The following is a 16,764-nucleotide window of genomic DNA, read 5'->3' on the forward strand; positions in this document are numbered from 1 at the left end:
CCGCGTGCGGCGGAAGCTCAGCGCCCGGACGTGGCGTCGGTGAGGGCGAGACGGGCGTGCGCGACGTCGTCGGCCATCTGCTCGATCAGCTTGTCGACGCCCTCGAACGCGACCATGCCGCGGATCCGGGCGACGAACTCGATCTCGACGCGTCGTTCGTAGAGGTCGAGATCCGTCTCGTCGATCACGTACGCCTCGACCTGCGGCACCTCGACGTCGTCGAACGTCGGGTTCGTGCCGACGGAGATCGCCGCCGGGTATCGGACCCCGGAGCGCAGCACGCCCTCGGGCGCGCGCTCGGTGAGCCACCCCGCGTAGACGCCGTCGGCGGGCACATAGCCCTCCGCCTCGGGCGAGAGGTTCGCGGTCGGGTAGCCCAGCTCGCGGCCGCGCTTCAGGCCGTGCACGACCTCTCCGGTCACCGCCGGGTAGCGGCCCAGCAGCTTCGCCGCGCGCTCGACGTCGCCGGCGTCGAGCAGCTCGCGGATCCAGGTCGACGACACGCGGCGTCCGTCCTCCGCGCTCGCGACGTCGGCGACCTCCTCGACCGCGAAGCCCAGGTCCTGCCCCATGCGGCGCAGCAGCGCGGCGTCGCCCGCGCCGCCGCGTCCGAAGCGGAAGTCGCTGCCCACGAGCACCCGCTGCGCGCGCAGCCCCGCCACGATCACGCGCCGCACGAAGGCCTCGGCCTCCTCGGACGCCAGGTCCTCGTCGAAGCGCAGCATCAGCGCGGCGTCGATCCCCGTGCGCCCCAGCAGCTCGACCTTCTGCGTCATGCCGACGAGCGACCGCGGTACGCGCTCGGGCGCGACGACCGCGAGCGGGTTGCGGTCGAACGTGACCGCGACCGTGCGGGCCTGTGTCGAGGCCGCGTCGACGAGCATCTTCTCGATGAGCGCGCGATGCCCCGCGTGGACGCCGTCGAACTTGCCGATCGCGATGACCGTCGGGCCGAAGTCGGCGGGGACCTCGGAGACGTCCTGGAACAGGATCATCGGACCGCCTCCGCGGACGCCTCGCTCGCGGCGGCGACGGGCGCGGTGCGGTGCGTGATCAGCCACCACAGGCCGAGGAACGGCAGCACGAGGGGGATGAACAGGTAGCCGTTGCCGAAGTGCGACCACACGGTCGCCTCGGGGAAGAGCTCGGGCACGATGAACGAGATGGTGCCGATCACGAGCACGCCGACGAGCTCGAAGGCGATCGCCACCCAGGCGACCCGGTACCACGCGTCGCTGCGCGAGAAGATCAGCGCGAGCGTGGCGAGGATGTAGACCACGGCGGACGCGGCGGACAGCGAGAACGCGAGCGGCGCCTGCTCGAACCGCTCGGCGATCTGCACGAAGGAACGGCCGGTGGCGGCGAGCGCCATCACGCCGTAGACGATCACGAGAACCCGGCCGATGCCGGTCATGCGGCGCGAGGGCTTCGTTTCACTCATAGCCCCTCAAGTCTAGGCGCGTGCGCCCGCGCCACAGGTGGGCGCTCAGGCGACCTGGATCGTCCAGATCACCTGCATGCGCCACACCATCACCGCGACCGAGAGCGCGACGACACCCATGATCACGGTGCTCCAGCGGCTGCGCTCGATCAGCGCCCATGCGACCCCGGCGGCCGGCAGCAGCACGGCGGACACGAGATACGTCCAGAACTCCAGCACGCTGCCCGTGGGCGGGTTGCCCGTGAACGGCGCGACGATCGCGATCACGACCTGCCCGATCAGCAGCAGCTCGACGAGCGCTAGCGCCCCGACGCTGAGATCGCTGGGCCGCCTCCCGGCGAGGCCCAGCACGACGGCCAGCAGGCCGGCGACGACCGCGACGACGAGCTGGACGATCGTGAACCACAGGATCACGCGGGCACCTCCGGCATGTTCATGGCGCTCTTGAGCGCGTCTCCGCGGCGCTCGACGATGCCGACGAGCACGCCGTCGGGGTCGATCGCGGCCGCGTTCGCGCCGGTCATGCGGCTCGCGGCACCGTCCAGGCGCTTGCCGTGCCGCAGGTCCCGCGCCTCGTCGGCACTGACCTCCAGCCGGCCGAGCACGCGCCCGGCCACCTCGGCGGGGTCCAGGAGCGCGGGCCGCTCGGCCAGCGTCTCGAGCGCGTGGGCGTCGGCGAGGGCGAACGGGCCGATCCGCGTGCGGCGCAGCATGGTGAGGTGTCCCCCGACTCCGAGGTCCGCGCCGAGATCGCGGGCCAGCGCCCGGATGTACGTGCCCGACGAGCAGTCGATCGTCGCGTCGACGTCGATGAACCCGCCCGCGCGGCGGATCGCCGCCACCGTGAAGCGGTCGATCGTCACCCGACGCGACTTCAGCTCGACATCCTGGCCGGACCGGGCGAGGTCGTACGCCCGCTTGCCGTCGACCTTGATCGCCGAGAACGTGCTCGGCACTTGCGAGATCGCACCCGTGAGCGCGGCGACTCCACTCGCGATCCGCTCGTCCGTGACCGAGGCGAGCTCTTCGGGTCCGGCCGTCGCGACGACCTCCCCCTCGGCGTCGTCCGTCGTCGTCGCCGCCCCGAGACGGATCGTCGTGTCGTAGGTCTTGTCGAGACCGACGAGGTAGGTCAGCAGGCGGGTCGCGCCCTCGATGCCGAGCGTGAGCAGACCCGTGGCCATCGGATCGAGCGTGCCCGCGTGGCCGATCTTGCGGGTCCCGAACGCACGGCGCGTGCGGGCGACCACGTCATGGCTCGTGATCCCGCCCGGCTTGTCGACGAGCAGGATGCCGGACGGGGGACGCATACCCTCCAGCGTACGTGTCCGACGCGATCCGCCCGCTGAAGCGGCCGCGCGGTCCGTCAGCAGTGCTCGTAGGCGGGCTGATCGATCCGGTTGACGGAGATGCCGGTGATGACGTCCTCCTCCGGCGCGTGCTCGAAGTGCAGGCGGCCGTCCCGGCCGTCGTCGTCCACGGTCAGGAACGGGCGCTCGCCGCTCGGCATGACGTTCCCCTCGCTCGCGCCGGGGTGGGCGGCCCGCACCTCGTCGACCGTGCTGGACACCGTCAGGCCGTCCTCGGTCTTCGGGCGCGGAGCGTCCTGCGCGGCATCGCCGTCGTCGGTCAGCGTGATGTCGTACACGACCGACTCGCCCTTCCAGATGTACAGCGAGAGATCTCCGTCGCGGGGCTCGGGGCGCACGTTGGGCGCGCAGCCGGCCTGGTCGCCCGCCGCCGACGTGTCCCATCCGAGCTGCTCGGCGACTTCCACCGCCTCGCCCCACGCCATGCCGATGCGGAACGGCCCGATGCCCTCCTCGCTGATCGCCCAGGTCGCGATGTCCGCGTTCGCTCCTGGCTCATCGGGCCCAGGCTCCTGCGTGGGCAGGGCCGGCACCGCGGTCGGCGTCTCGGCCGGTGCGCTCGGCGTCTCCGCCGGTGCCGTCGGCGTCTCCGTCGGCGCGGCCGGCGTCTGGGTCGGTGCGCTCGGCGACGCGGACGGCGAGTCGACGGCCGCGGGACCGGACGGTGTCGCGCAAGCCGCCAGCCCGAGCAGCGAGACCGCCACGATCGTCGCCGCGGTCGGGACGCGGCGCAAGCGGAAGTCCGTCATGATGTTCCCTTCGATGTGCATCGCCTTCGCCACGATGCTCCCTGAGTCCTGCCCGGTCTGCGGGACCCCATCCGCGCCACGGCGTCACGTTTGCGTAACGCCTAGGCTGATCCGGTGCTCGAATACCGCTCTGCTCCGACCGCCGACCTCCCGCCCCTCGTGCTGTACGCGATCCTGCGGCTGCGGGTGGATGTCTTCGTGGTCGAGCAGGAATGCGCGTATCCCGAGCTCGACGGGCGCGACGTGGAGCCGACGGCGGTGCAGCTGTGGGCGGAGGACGCCGGCGACGTGGTCGCGACGCTCCGCCTGCTGACCGACGGACCGGATCGCCGGATCGGCCGGGTCGCGACCGCGGCGAGCGCGCGCGGGCGAGGTCTGGCGGCCGAGCTCATGCGCCGGGCGCTCACGCAGTGCGGGGCGAGCACCGTGCGACTGGACGCGCAGTCGCACCTCGCACACTGGTACGCGCGGTTCGGCTTCGCGCCGGAGGGCCCGGAGTTCCTCGAGGACGGCATCCCGCACGTGCCCATGATCCGCACCGCCTGAGCGAAGCACGGGAGTCTCAGCGCGCGGCCGGTGTGCGTCAGCACCCCGCGTCGTGCGGAGGGCGGTACGCGCGCGCGGGTCGCGCCTACGCTGGAGGGATGCCTGCTTCCTCGCTCGCCGCGCGGCTGATCCCCTGGTACGCGCGGGAGAAGAGGGACCTGCCGTGGCGCGCGGAGGGATTCGGCGCGTGGGGCGTGCTCGTCAGCGAGTTCATGCTGCAGCAGACGCCCGTGAACCGCGTCATCCCGCATCTCGAGGCCTGGCTCGGACGCTGGCCCACCCCGACCGCGCTCGCGGCCGATCCGCCCGCCGAGGCCGTGAAGCAGTGGGCGAACCTCGGCTATCCACGTCGCGCGCTGTGGCTGCACCGCGCGGCGGTCGAGATCCGCGACCGGCACGACGGCGTGGTGCCGCGCGACGTCGACGCGCTGCTGGCGCTCACGGGCATCGGCGACTACACGGCCCGCGCTGTCGCGGCCTTCGCGTACGGCGACCGCCATCCGGTCGTCGACACCAACACGCGCCGCGTGATCGCCCGTGCCGTGCATGGTCGCGCGCAGCCCGGTCCCCCGCACCGGCGCGACCTGGCCGACATGGAGGCGCTGCTCCCCGACGACATGACGGGAGCCGCGGCCGTGAACGCCGCGGCTATGGAGCTCGGTGCGGTCGTCTGCACGGCGCGCTCACCGCGCTGCGCCGCGTGCCCTCTCGAGGACCTGTGCGCCTGGGTGCTCGCGGGGCGTCCGGACACGCCGGATCTGCGCCGGCGGCAGGCGCGGTACGAGGGCAGCGATCGTCAGGCGCGCGGCGCCGTGCTGCGCGCCCTGCGGGAGCAGGGCGCGCAGCCTCAGGTGCACGTGCTCGCGGACTGGCCGGACGCGCTGCAGCGCGACCGCGCCATCCTGAGCCTGCTGGACGACGGGCTCATCGAGGCCGAGCACGGCGTGCTCCACCTGCCGCGGAGCTGAGCGGGTCGTCAGTCGCCGTCGACGTCCGCGTCGTGCGGCTTCACGTACGGGTCGGCGTCCCCGGCGTACTTCGCGGTCGCCGCGATGCCGGCGACGGCCTGGTCGCGCTCGCGCGCCTCGCGCAGCAGTGCGTCGAGATGCCCGGCGTTCTCCGGCAGCGCGTCCGGGATGAACTCGAGCGTGGGCGTCAGGCGCGTGTTGAGCTTGCGGCCCACCTCGCTGCGCAGCATGCCCGTCGCCGCCTTGAGCGCGGCGGCGCTCGATGCGCGCTCCTCGTCCGAGCCGTAGACCGTGAAGAAGACCGACGCGTGCTGCAGGTCGCCCGTCACGCGCACGTCCGTGATCGTCACGAAGCCGAGCCGCGGATCGCGCAGCCCCTTCTCCAGCCGTTCCGCCAGGATCACCCGGATCCGGTCCGAGAGCCTCGCCTGTCGTTCCTGACCAGCCATGAAGTCCTCCTTCAGTGTGTCCCCGTGGGGTGGATCCCCGAGGGGACGGAACGGCCCTGGGGGCGGCCGCAGCCACCCACCAGGGCCAGTTTCTCAGAGTCTCGACGAGATCCAGCCCGTTTCGACTCGTCGCTTCGCTCCTCGCTCAACGACCGGATGGCGGTCGCTTCGCGACGAGCAATTCGACTCGTCGCTTCGCTCCTCGCTCAACGACCGGATGGCGGTCGCTTCGCGACGAGTGTCAGGAGCGCGGCTTCTCGACCATCTCCGTCGTCTCGATCTCGTCGCCGATCTGGATGTCGTTGTACTTGCCGAGGCCGATACCCGCCTCGAAGTCCGTGCGGACCTCGGTGACGTCGTCCTTGAAGCGACGCAGCGACTCGATCGCCAGGCCGTCGGCGATGACCACGCCGTCGCGGATGACGCGCGCCTTGGCGTTGCGCGTGATCGTGCCCGAGCGGACGATGACACCGGCGATGTTGCCGAACTTGGAGGAGCGGAAGACCTCGCGGATCTCCGCGACGCCCGACTGCACCTCCTCGTACTCCGGCTTGAGCATGCCCTTGAGCGACTGCTCCACATCGTCGATCGCGTTGTAGATGACCGAGTAGAACCGGATGTCGACGCCCTCGCGCGATGCGGCCTCGCGGGCCTTCGCGTCCGGACGGACGTTGAAGCCGATGACGATCGCGTTGTCGATCGTCGCCAGGTTCACATCCGACTCCGTGATGGCACCCACACCGCGGTGGATGATGCGCAGCTGGACGCTCTCGTCGACCTCGATCTTGAGCAGCGACTCCTCGAGCGCCTCGACGGCACCCGACACGTCGCCCTTGATGATGAGGTTGAGCGATTCGACCTTGCCCTCTTCGAGAGCGCGCGTGAAGTCCTCGAGCGACATGCGCTTGCGGGCCTTGGCCAGCTGGGCGTTGCGCTCGGCGGCCTCGCGCTTCTCGGCGATCTGACGCGCCATGCGGTCCTCATCCGTGACGATGAACGTGTCGCCCGCGCGCGGGACCGAGTTGAGGCCCTGCACCTGCACCGGACGCGACGGAGCCGCCTCCTCCACGTGCTCGCCGTTCTCGTCGATCATGGCGCGCACGCGGCCGTAGGCCGTGCCCGCGACGATCGCGTCGCCGACGCGCAGCGTTCCCGACTGGATCAGCACGGTCGCGACGGAACCACGGCCCTTGTCGAGCTTGGCCTCGATCGCGACACCGCGCGCAGCCTTGTTCGGGTTCGCCGTGAGGTCCAGCCCGGCGTCCGCCGTGAGCAGCACGGCGTCCAGCAGGTCCTGGATGCCGGTGCCCTGACGGGCCGACACGTCGACGAACATCACGTCGCCGCCGTACTCCTCGGCGACGAGGCCGTACTCGGTGAGCTGCTGGCGCACGCGACCCGGGTTCGCCTCGGGCTTGTCGACCTTGTTCACCGCGACCACGATCGGCACACCGGCCGCCTGGGCGTGGTTCAGCGCCTCGACCGTCTGCGGCATGATGCCGTCGTCGGCCGCGACGACCAGGATCGCGATGTCCGTCACCTGCGCACCACGGGCACGCATGGCGGTGAACGCCTCGTGACCCGGGGTGTCGATGAAGGTGATGGCGCGCTCGATGCTGTCGTGCTCGGTCCAGATCTGGTAGGCGCCGATGTGCTGCGTGATGCCACCGGCCTCACCCTCGACCACGTTGGTCTGACGGATCGCGTCGAGCAGTCGCGTCTTACCGTGGTCGACGTGACCCATGACGGTCACCACCGGCGGGCGGATCTCGAGGTCGTCCGCGTTCTCGTCCAGGAGCTCCTGCTCCAGGTCGAGACCGAAGCCCTCGAGGAGCTCCTTGTCCTCGTCCTCGGGCGAGACCATCTGGATCTTGTAGCCGAGCTCCTCGCCGAGGACCTCGAAGGTCGCCTCGTCGAGAGACTCGGTCGCGGTCGCCATCTCACCCAGGTTGAACAGGATGGTCACGAGCGTGCCGGGCTGGACGGTGTAGCCGTTCAGCGCCTCGAGCTTGTCGGCGAAGTCCGCGATGGACGCGCCGCGGCGGAGACGGATGATCTCGCCGTTGCCCTTCTGGACGTTGACGCCGCCGACGACCGGCGCCGACCGCATCTCGAATTCCTGGCGCTTCGCGCGACGCGACTTGCGCTGCTTCGACTTGCCGCCGCCCTTGCCGAACGCGCCGGCCGTGCCGCCGCGTCCGCGGCCACCGGGGCCGGGACGACCCGGGAAGCCGCCGCCGGGCGCACCACCGGGGCCGCCGCCGGGACGGAAGCCTCCGCCGCCGCCGGGACGACCGGGACCGCCCGAACGCTGCTGGAACGGCGCGCCGGGACGACCGCCGCCACCGGGACGACCGGGACGGCCCGCGCCGCCGGGACCGCCGGGGCGCGGCGCACCCGGACGCGGAGCGCCGGGACGCGGCGGCTGGGGCTTCGGGATGTTGCCGGGCGTGGGGCGCTGCCCCATGCCCTGCGCGGAAGCGAAGGGGTTGTTGCCCGGACGCGGGCCGGCGGGGCGCTGCCCCATGCCCTGCGACGAGGCGAACGGGTTGTTGCCCGGACGCGGGGCACCGCCGGGGCGCGGGGCGCCGGGACGGGGACCGCCGGGCTTCGGCGCCTGGCTCGCCGGTGCGGCAGGCTTCTCCGCGGCCGGGGCGGCAGGCTTCTCGGCCGCGGGCACGGCCGGCTTCTGCGGCGCCGGTGCGGGCGCCGGCGCCGGTGCGGCGGGCTGCTCGGCCTTGGGCGCGGCGGGCTTCGCCGGGGCGCCGGGCTTCGCGGTCGTCGCGCGCGCCGGGCCGGGACGGCCGGGCTTCGCCGGGGTCGCGGCCTTCTCGGCGGGCTTGGCGCCGTCGGCCTCGAACGCCGCACGCAGCTTGCGCGCGACGGGGGGCTCGATCGTGGACGACGGGCTCTTCACGAACTCGCCGAGCTCCTTGAGCTTCGCCAGGGCGACCTTGCTGTCGACGCCGATCTCCGCAGCGATCTCATGTACGCGTGGTTTTGCCACAATTCTCCTGTCTGGGGCGGCCTACCCCAGGACAGGGCAGACCTCTAAAGGCGGACGGGTCTCATTTCGAGCCGTTCACTTTGTTTCCATAGCCGTTCAGCCATTCCTCGAAGGTCTGCGTGTCAAGCGGGCCTGACACACGCAATGCTCGTCCGAAGGCGCGGCGCCTGAGGGCGGTCTCCGCGCACTCGCGAGTGGGATGCAGCCACGCGCCCCGACCCGGTGCGGCCTTCCGCTCGTCGATGACGAGCTCGAGACCGCGCGCGACCACTCGGATCAGAGCGGTTCGGGGGGCACGCGTGCGACAGCCGACGCACGTTCGTACTGCCTCCATCCTACCCTCTCTTCTCCGGAACGGTCTCACGCGTTCACGGGAGCCGCCCGCTGGACGGTCCTCGGGTCAGCTGTCCTCGAGGATCGAGTCGGGCTGGATGTCGATCTTGGCGCCCGTGAGCTTGGCGGCGAGGCGGGCGTTCTGGCCCTCCTTGCCGATCGCGAGCGACAGCTGGTAGTCGGGCACGAGCGCGCGAACGGCCTTGGTGTTCGCATCGAGCACGAAGCTCGACGTCACCTTGGCGGGCGACAGCGCGTTCGCGACGAACTTGGCCAGCTCGGCGTCGTAGTCGACGATGTCGATCTTCTCGCCGCTCAACTCCTCCGTCACGGCCCGCACGCGACGGCCGAGCTCGCCGATGCACGCGCCCTTGGCGTTGATCGACGGGTCGTTCGCCTTCACGGCGATCTTCGTGCGGTGACCGGCCTCGCGCGCCAGCGACGTGATCTCGACCAGGCCGCTCGCGATCTCCGGCACCTCGAGCGCGAACAGCTTGCGCACGAGACCGGGGTGCGTGCGCGAGACGGTGATGGCCGGCCCCTTGGCGCCCTTCGACACGCTCGTCACGTACACGCGCAGGCGCGACCCGTGACGGTACTCCTCGCCGGGCACCTGCTCCTCGGGAGGGAGGATCGCCTCGACCGTTCCGAGGTCGACGTGGATCATGCGCGGGTTCGGGCCCTGCTGCACGACACCGGCGACGATGTCGCCCTCCTTGCCGCGGAACTCCCCCAGCACGGCGTCGTCCGCGATGTCGCGCAGGCGCTGGCTGATGACCTGCTTGGCCGCGTAGGCCGCGATGCGGCCGAAGTTCTCGGGAGTCGTCTCCTCCTCGCCGATGACCGCGCCCTCGTCGTCGTGGACGGGAACGTAGATGCCCACGTGACCGGTCTTCCGGTCGAGCTGCGCGCGGGCCCCCTCGGGCACCTCGCCGCTCTGCGAAGTGTGCTTGCCGTAGGCGGTCAGGATCGCCTGCTCGATGATCCGCACGAGTTCGTCGAACGGGATCTCCTTCTCGCGCTCGACCGTCCGCAGCAGCCCCAGATCGATGTCCACAGCGACCTCCCTATTCAGCTCTCACCGGCACACGTCCGCCGGTATCCCTCCGACATTACCGGACCGGATCCGCAGCTTGCTGGGAGCGGCGGCTCCGCCTCGCCCGGATCAGGGCCGACGGCCGTCGAGATCCGCGCGCTGCCTCTTCGACGGACGCTGACGCGGGACGACCTCCAGCGGCCCCGTGACGGAGAGCGCGTCCTCCCAGCACGAGATGCCCTTGACATCCGGCATCCGGTCGCGCGTGAAGACCGGGTCGAGGCCCTCTCGGCGCTGACGCGTGTAGTCCTTCAGCAGCCGGAAGACGAGGCCCGACAGCAGCGCGAGCGCGACGAGGTTGATCACCGCCATGACGCCCATCACGGCGTCGGCCGCGCTCCAGACGACCCCCGCGGAGGCCACCGAGCCCGCCAGCACGGCCAGCACGACCAGCGAGCGGAAGACGAGCAGCACGGAGCGGCGGGGCGAGATGAACTCGATGCTCGCCTCCCCGTAGTAGTAGTTGCCGATGATCGAGCTGAACGCGAGCATGAACACGACGACCGCGAGCGCGATGGCCGTCCACGATCCGAGCGAGGTCTCGAGAGCGATCTGGGTGAGTTCGACGCCCTGCGGACCGCCGGGCTCGATCGGCACGGCGACGAGGACCAGGAACGCGGTGATCGAGCACACGATGATCGTGTCGAAGTACACGCCGAGCGACTGCACGAGTCCCTGCTTGACCGGATGCGTGACCGCCGCCGCGGCGCCCGCGTTCGGAGCCGACCCGAGGCCGGCCTCGTTCGAGAACATGCCGCGCTTGGCGCCGACGAGGATGATCTGGCCGAGCGTGGCGCCGAGCACCTGGTTGAAGCCGAACGCCTGCGTGTAGATCGACGCGAACACCGCTGGCAGCTGGTCGATGTGCACGACCACGACCGCGAGGCCGAGGAGGAGGTACGCGAGTGCCATGACCGGGACGAGGATCTGCGTCACGTCGGCGATGCGGCGCACGCCGCCGAAGACGATCAGCGCCGTGAGGCCGGCCGTGATGACGCCGGCGATGAGCGGCAGCCACTGCGCATCGGCTCCCGTGAGCGTCTCGACGGCCGTCGCGGTGGTGATCGCGATCGTGTTCGCCTGCAGCGCGCTGAACGCGAACGGGAAGCAGAAGATGAGGATGACGGCGAACACGATGCCCATCCATCGCGCCCCGAGCCCCTTCGCCATGTAGTAGGCGGGACCGCCGCGGAACCCGTCGGAGTCCCGCACCTTGAACAGCTGCGCGAGCGAGGACTCGGCGAACGCGGAGGCGGCGCCGATCGCGGCCATGAGCCACATCCAGAACACCGCGCCGGGGCCGCCCAGGGCGATGGCCGTGGCGACGCCCGCGATGTTGCCGACGCCCACACGCGAGGCCGCAGAGATGGTGAACGCCTGGAACGACGACACCGACTGGGGTCTGCCGTCGGCGTCGAGCGGGGTCTTGTCGGTCAGGGTGCGGAACATCTCCGGGAGCAGCCGGATCTGCACGACGCCCGTGCGCACGGTGAGGTACACGCCGAGCAGCGCCAGGATCGGCAGGACGACCCAGGTCCAGAAGAGATCGCCCTGCGCGGCCAGCCAGCTCTCGATTGCTTCCATCGTCCTAGTCTCGCCGGAACGGCGAGGGCCCCGCCACCTCGATGGGTGACGGGGCCGTCGCTGGTCAGGCGGATCGGGCGATCAGCAGGTGCCGATCAGCTCCCACGGACCGTTCTTGCCGCCGGGCTTCTGGTCGCGCGTCCACCACTTGGCCTCGTAGACCTTGCCCTTGTGCACGACGTGCTCGCCGCCCGCGTAGACCATCGAGCGGGTCCATGCCGCGACGTCGCCCTCGGCGCACGCGGTCATCTCGCCGAGCTCCATCCACGAGCCGGTCGTCGACGTGCCGGGCTTGTCCTTCGTCCACCACTGCGCCTTGTACAGCGTGCCCTTGTAGGACACGATGTCGCCGCCGGTGTAGACCTTGCCCTTCTCCCACTCGGGGTACTCCGGCGCCGGCTCGACGAGCGTGAACTCGATCGTGGTCACGTTGCCGGCGACGTCGAAGACCTCGAGCGTGTTCTCGCCGAGGACCGCTCCGAACACACCGGGGGCGATGCCGTTCAGGTCGCTCCACTTCGCGTCCGTGAGGTCCTTCTCGACGCCGTTGAGCACGATGCGATCGATCAGCCCCTCGTCGAACAGCTTGAAGCTGACCTTCTCGTACACGCCGTCCGACCCGATGGTGTCGATCTTCACCGTGACGGTCGGCGCCTTCGCGTCCGCCGGAGCCGTGACGGTGAGCGGCAGGCGCACCGTGGTGCCCGAGGGCGCCGCGACCACCTCGAGCGTGTGCGCGCCCGGCGTGGTGGCCGCCGGCACGGTGACCGTGCCCGAGACCGCGCCGTTCGTCACCGGCAGCGTGCCGATCGAGGCGCCGTCCAGGCGCACCTCGACCGACGTGTTCTGCGGCGAGCCGAGCGAGGTCAGATCGAGCGAGGACAGCGCGACGGTCGCGGTGCCGCCCGCCTCCGCCGACGGCGACGTGCCCGCCGACACCGCGCGGGTGCGGGCGAAGGACGGCGAGAGCGGCGAGCTCTCGGACAGGTACGCGATCCACGCGTCACGGTCGACGAGACCCGAGTCGGTCGGGTTCGTGCCGTGCTGGAAGGCGAAGAAGTTGTCGCCCGCCGTGGCCGCCGGGGCCGCGAGGAACGAGAACGTGCCCACGCGGATCTCGTCGTCCGGCTGGACGAGCTCGCCGTCGATGTAGATCGCGTCGACGTGGTCGCCGGGCGCCGCGTTGGGGTCGGCCGTGTCGGCGACCCAGGTCACGTTCTCCGACAGACCGAGCGCCAGGTACGGACGCGAGGGACGCGTGGTGCCGCCCTCGGTCGTGGTCTGCCACTGCTGCTCGAGCAGCTGGTCGAGCTGCTCACCGGTCAGCGTCGTCGTCCACAGGTTGTTGACGAACGGCAGCACCGCGTTGGCCTCGGCGTACGTCACGACACCGTCGCCCTCGCCCACCGAGCTGCTCTCGTAAAGCAGCTCGTTGCGCAGACCACCGGGGTTCACGACGCCGATCTCGGCACCGCCGCGCTCGGGCGACGACAGCGCGTCGACGAGCGAGTCGGCCACCAGGTTGCCCAGCGCCGACTCGCTCGCGCGGTCGTCGCGCGATCCCCCGGTCCACGCTCCGTTCACGTACGAGCCGCCGGCGAAGGCGGTCGTGATGTCGGCCGTGACCTCGGCGATCGGCTGGTTGCCGACCTCGGCCGCGTACGCCAGCGCCGCGTCGACGATCTCCTTGACCTCGGCGAGCACCGCGTCGGCCGCGAGCTCGTCCGCGGTCGGAGCCGCGCCGCGCTTGACGTTCTCGACCTCGTAGTCGAGCACCTCGGACGTCGTCGGGTCGACGGTCAGCGAGACGTGACCGAGGAACTCGCCGTAGCTGCCCGTCTGGATGATGGGGCGGGTGTCCGTCGTGCCGGTGATCGGGGCGTCCCACGCGTACTGCTTGTGGGTGTGGCCCGTCAGGATGGCGGCGACTCGCGGGTCGGTCTCCGTCACGATCTTCGCGAAGACACCGCCCGCGGCGACCTCCTCCTCGATGGTGGAGCCGTCGGGCGTGCCCGCGCCGGCGCCTTCGTGCACGAGAGCGACGACCAGGTCGGCCTCGCCGTTGGCGGCGTCATCGTCGAGCAGCTGCTCGGTGACGCGGTTGAGCGCGTCGACCGGGTCGCCGAACTCGATGCCGGCGATGCCCGAACCGCTCACCAGGGTGGGCGTCGTGTCCGTGACCACGCCGACGAAGCCGATGTCGACGCCGTCGACCGTCACGATGTCGTACTCGTCGAGCGCCGGTGTCTCGGTGCCCTTCTCGTAGACGTTCGCGCCCAGGTCGCTGTACTCGGAGGCGGGGGCGACGCGCTCGATGAGATCGGCGTAACCCGCATCGAACTCGTGGTTGCCCACGGCCGATGCCTCGAGTCCGAGGGCGTTCAGCACGTCGATCGTCGGCTGGTCCTTCTGCGTCGCCGAGGCGAACAGGGATGCGCCGATGTTGTCGCCCGCCGACACGAAGACGGTGCCGTCGGCGTTCTGCGCCTTCAGGTCCTGCACGGTCTTGGCGAAGGCGAGCGTGTTGCCGTCGATCCGGCCGTGGAAGTCGTTGATGTTCACGAGATCGAGCTCGATCGGCTCATCCGCGGCCGCCAGGTCCAGACCCACGATCTCGGGGTTGTGGTCACTCGCGCGGAACACCGAGTCGTCGTACAGGATCGTCGCGTTGTAGTTGTGACGGCTGTACTCGAAGCCGACCTGCTCCTGCGCGTTGATCTGCCAGACGTCGACGCCCGTGACCATCTCGAACGCGGCCTCGTTGGCGAAGATGTGGTCGAGCGATCCATCCATGCCGTCGAAGTTGTACGTCGCCTCGCCGCCGTTGAGGGCGACGTTGACGTCGGTGTAGCCCGCCTGCTCGATGACCTGCACCGGGTCCTCCATCGCGTAGGCGTTGAAGTCACCCGCGTGGAACACGGCCTCGATGCCGGTCTCGGCCTGCACCTGCTCGGTGAAGGCGACGAGCGCCTCAGCCTGACCGACCCGGTCCGGGTTGGCGTTGCCCTGCCCGGTGCCGTCGTCGACGCCGGAGCCCTTCGACTTGAAGTGGTTCACCGACACCAGGAAGGCCTGGTCGTCGCCGCCGTCCGCCGGCTTGAACGCCTGGAAGAGCGGCTCTCGCGCGTTGTCGAAGTTCTCCTCGTCGATCAGGATGCGCGAGTCGCCCACCGGGGCCACGTCGGCCGGCTTGTAGATGAACGCCGTGCGGATGACGTCCTCCTGCGCGACCGCGGGAACCGTCGCGGGCGACGGGACGAAGGCCCACACGTCCGATCCGGCGTTCTCGTTCAGCGCGTCGACGAGCGTCTCGACCGCGAAGTCGCGGTCCTTGCCGTAGTGCGCGGAGTTCTCGATCTCCTCGAGCGAGACGATCGAGGCGCCGAGACCGTTGATCGCCTTGACGATCTTGATCTCCTGGCGCTCGAAGTCCTCGGCCTCCGCGGCGCCGCGCGGGCCGGTGTCGCCGCAGTCGTTCGCCGTGACGGGGTCGCCCGCGCGGTCGTTGTACGTCGAGCAGGAGCCGCCGAGCTCGTTCTCATACTCCTCGGCCGTGGTCGGGAAGTAGTTGAGCACGTTGAACGAGGCGAGGCGGATGTCGCCGCCGACGTCCTGCGGCTGCAGGTTCGGCGTGCGCGTGTCGCTGAAGGTCACGACGTCGGTGCCGTCGTCCGTGACCGGCGTGGTCGGCTGGAAGTTCCACGCGTTGAAGCGGTACTCGAGCACGACGGGCTCGTGGAACGTCGTCGTCGAGCCGACGCGCACCGGGTTGTCCGGCGTCAGGTACGGCAGCGGCGTGCCCTTGTTCGCCGTGCTGTTGAAGTTGGTGGTCGAGCCGTCGTCGAGCGTGATCCGGCGCGCGTCGTTCTCCGCGACGATCGCCGCGAGGCCCGCGGTGTCGTCGGCGTCGGCGTGCTCGGTGGGCGTCTTGAGCGCTCCCTCGCCGTGGGCGAGGCCGAACGATCCGTAGTAGTTCGCGTCGTAGTTGTCCGAGACGGTGAACGGCGTGGCGGGCTGGATGAGCTCGCCCTCGTGCGCCTCCTTCTCGACGGGGGTGTCGATGAGCGCCCAGTCGGAGAGGGGGGCCACGGTGCCGAGGCTCTCGGCGAGCACCGTGACGCCGCCCGCGGCGGGGGTGATCTCGGTGGTGCCCTGGTACTCGGTGACGGGGCCCGTGACGCGGACGCTCTGACCGATCTCGGCGCGCGCGTTCGCTCCGTAGATGAACAGCGCGTCGGACTTGCCGTCTGCGGGGTCGCCCGCCGGGTCCTGGATGTAGAAGCCGTTGAAGCCGCCGGTGCGGTAGTCGGCGGTCACGACGCCCTCGACCGTGGCCGTCCGGCCGTTCAGCGGCGACGTCTCGCCGGTTCCCTGCACGTCGCGGATCGCGACCGTCGAGGGCGCAGCCGTCTCGGTCGGCGTGGGCGACGGGGTCGGCGTCGAGGTGGGCTCCGGGTCGGGCGTGGCCTCGCCGGACTTCTGCGGGGTCGGCGCACCGGCTGCGAAGTCCGCGGCGTTGGAGTCGCTGTCGGCGCCGTTCTCGGCGCGCGCGATGCTCGTGCCGTTGGTCGTGCCGGGCGCGGGCGCGGTCTCGAACGTGGCGGCGCCCGAACCCCAGCCGATCATGTCGATGATGTCGTCACGGCCGGCCGCGTCGCCCGTGGCGCCCGCGTACACGGCCGTGGTCGGGAGGAGGAACAGTCGACCCGTCGTGCCGGACATGTTCGGCGCGCTCGCGACCTGGTCGGCCGCCGGCAGGGGCTGGCCGTTGCCGTTGCCCGCAGCGAGCTGCACGAGGAAGTGATCGCGCGCGGCGACCGTGCCCCGCAGGGCTACGCCACCGCCCGATCCGCCGGCGGCGGACCAGTAGTTGAGGCTGAGGCCCTCGAGGCTGACGGCCTCGTCGGTCGGGTTGTACAGCTCGACGAAGTCGTGCGTGTACGCGGCGCCGCTGTTGCCGCCCCCGCCGTAGACCTCGTTGATGACGAGCGTGCTGCCGTCGGGTGCGGCGAACGCCGCCGTGGGGACGAAGGACGCGAGGCAGCCGGCCGTGAGGGCGGCGCTCGCGATGGCCGCGGCGCGACGACGCGCCGGGGCCGGACCGTTCAAAGACATGGGGTCTCCGGCTCGAAGAGGGTGGAAGGGGCAGACGGGGATGTCAGAACATCAGCGAATCACGCTCCGCCGACATTTCCGCGGGCAGAACTCCCCCACTCTCACC

Annotated in this window: 13 protein-coding genes; 2 read left to right on the top strand and 11 right to left on the bottom strand. The window is 70.9% G+C overall.

From position 1 onward, the window contains the following. Positions 1-17: 17 nt before the first annotated feature. From BJP60_RS10875 to BJP60_RS10895, 5 genes are read right to left on the bottom strand one after another with little or no spacing between them, the layout of a single operon-like run. Complete coding sequence (locus tag BJP60_RS10875) at positions 18-995, bottom strand: bifunctional riboflavin kinase/FAD synthetase (protein ID WP_203135772.1); 978 nt, start codon at positions 993-995, stop codon at positions 18-20. After that, complete coding sequence (locus BJP60_RS10880) at positions 992-1,441, bottom strand: hypothetical protein (RefSeq protein WP_238439395.1); 450 nt, start codon at positions 1,439-1,441, stop codon at positions 992-994. The genes BJP60_RS10875 and BJP60_RS10880 overlap by 4 nt, the downstream gene beginning before the upstream one ends. Positions 1,442-1,486: 45 nt before the next feature. Next, entirely contained in the window at positions 1,487-1,855 is a 369-nt protein-coding gene (locus BJP60_RS10885; RefSeq protein ID WP_203135773.1) for a hypothetical protein, read from the bottom strand. Beyond that, entirely contained in the window at positions 1,852-2,751 is a 900-nt protein-coding gene (gene truB, locus BJP60_RS10890) for a tRNA pseudouridine(55) synthase TruB (protein WP_203135774.1), read from the bottom strand. Before truB ends, BJP60_RS10885 begins: the two co-directional genes overlap by 4 nt. A gap of 56 nt (positions 2,752-2,807) precedes the next feature. Further along, positions 2,808-3,560 (bottom strand): hypothetical protein, encoded by a 753-nt coding sequence (locus BJP60_RS10895; RefSeq protein ID WP_203135775.1) that lies wholly within the window; start codon positions 3,558-3,560, stop codon positions 2,808-2,810. A gap of 114 nt (positions 3,561-3,674) precedes the next feature. Here BJP60_RS10895 and BJP60_RS10900 point away from each other — a divergent pair, with 114 nt between their 5' ends. Next, a complete protein-coding gene (locus BJP60_RS10900) occupies positions 3,675-4,106 on the top strand; it encodes a GNAT family N-acetyltransferase (RefSeq protein ID WP_203135776.1) in 432 nt (143 codons plus the stop codon). 98 nt (positions 4,107-4,204) lie between these two features. Continuing rightward, entirely contained in the window at positions 4,205-5,074 is an 870-nt protein-coding gene (locus tag BJP60_RS10905; protein ID WP_203135777.1) for an A/G-specific adenine glycosylase, read from the top strand. A gap of 8 nt (positions 5,075-5,082) precedes the next feature. Here BJP60_RS10905 and rbfA read toward each other — a convergent pair whose 3' ends face one another. The 6 genes from rbfA to BJP60_RS10935 all read right to left on the bottom strand — a co-directional run bounded on the left by rbfA (position 5,083) and on the right by BJP60_RS10935 (position 16,658). Next, complete coding sequence (gene rbfA / locus BJP60_RS10910; protein ID WP_203135778.1) at positions 5,083-5,523, bottom strand: 30S ribosome-binding factor RbfA; 441 nt, start codon at positions 5,521-5,523, stop codon at positions 5,083-5,085. 241 nt (positions 5,524-5,764) lie between these two features. Continuing rightward, positions 5,765-8,530 carry a translation initiation factor IF-2 gene (infB, locus tag BJP60_RS10915; RefSeq protein ID WP_203135779.1) on the bottom strand — a complete coding sequence of 922 codons (2,766 nt, stop codon included), beginning with the start codon at positions 8,528-8,530 and terminating at the stop codon, positions 5,765-5,767. Positions 8,531-8,591: 61 nt separating this feature from the next. Then, a complete protein-coding gene (locus BJP60_RS10920) occupies positions 8,592-8,864 on the bottom strand; it encodes a YlxR family protein (protein ID WP_203135780.1) in 273 nt (90 codons plus the stop codon). 66 nt (positions 8,865-8,930) lie between these two features. Continuing rightward, on the bottom strand, positions 8,931-9,920 hold the full coding sequence (nusA, locus tag BJP60_RS10925) for a transcription termination factor NusA (RefSeq protein ID WP_203135781.1): 990 nt from the start codon (positions 9,918-9,920) through the stop codon (positions 8,931-8,933). A 108-nt stretch (positions 9,921-10,028) separates the two neighbouring features. Further along, positions 10,029-11,543 (bottom strand): alanine/glycine:cation symporter family protein, encoded by a 1,515-nt coding sequence (locus BJP60_RS10930; RefSeq protein ID WP_203135782.1) that lies wholly within the window; start codon positions 11,541-11,543, stop codon positions 10,029-10,031. Positions 11,544-11,624: 81 nt separating this feature from the next. Beyond that, a complete protein-coding gene (locus BJP60_RS10935) occupies positions 11,625-16,658 on the bottom strand; it encodes an ExeM/NucH family extracellular endonuclease (RefSeq protein ID WP_203135783.1) in 5,034 nt (1,677 codons plus the stop codon). Positions 16,659-16,764 lie beyond the last annotated feature (106 nt).

The sequence above is a fragment of the Microbacterium sp. JZ31 genome, assembly GCF_016805985.1.
Lineage (GTDB): Bacteria > Actinomycetota > Actinomycetes > Actinomycetales > Microbacteriaceae > Microbacterium.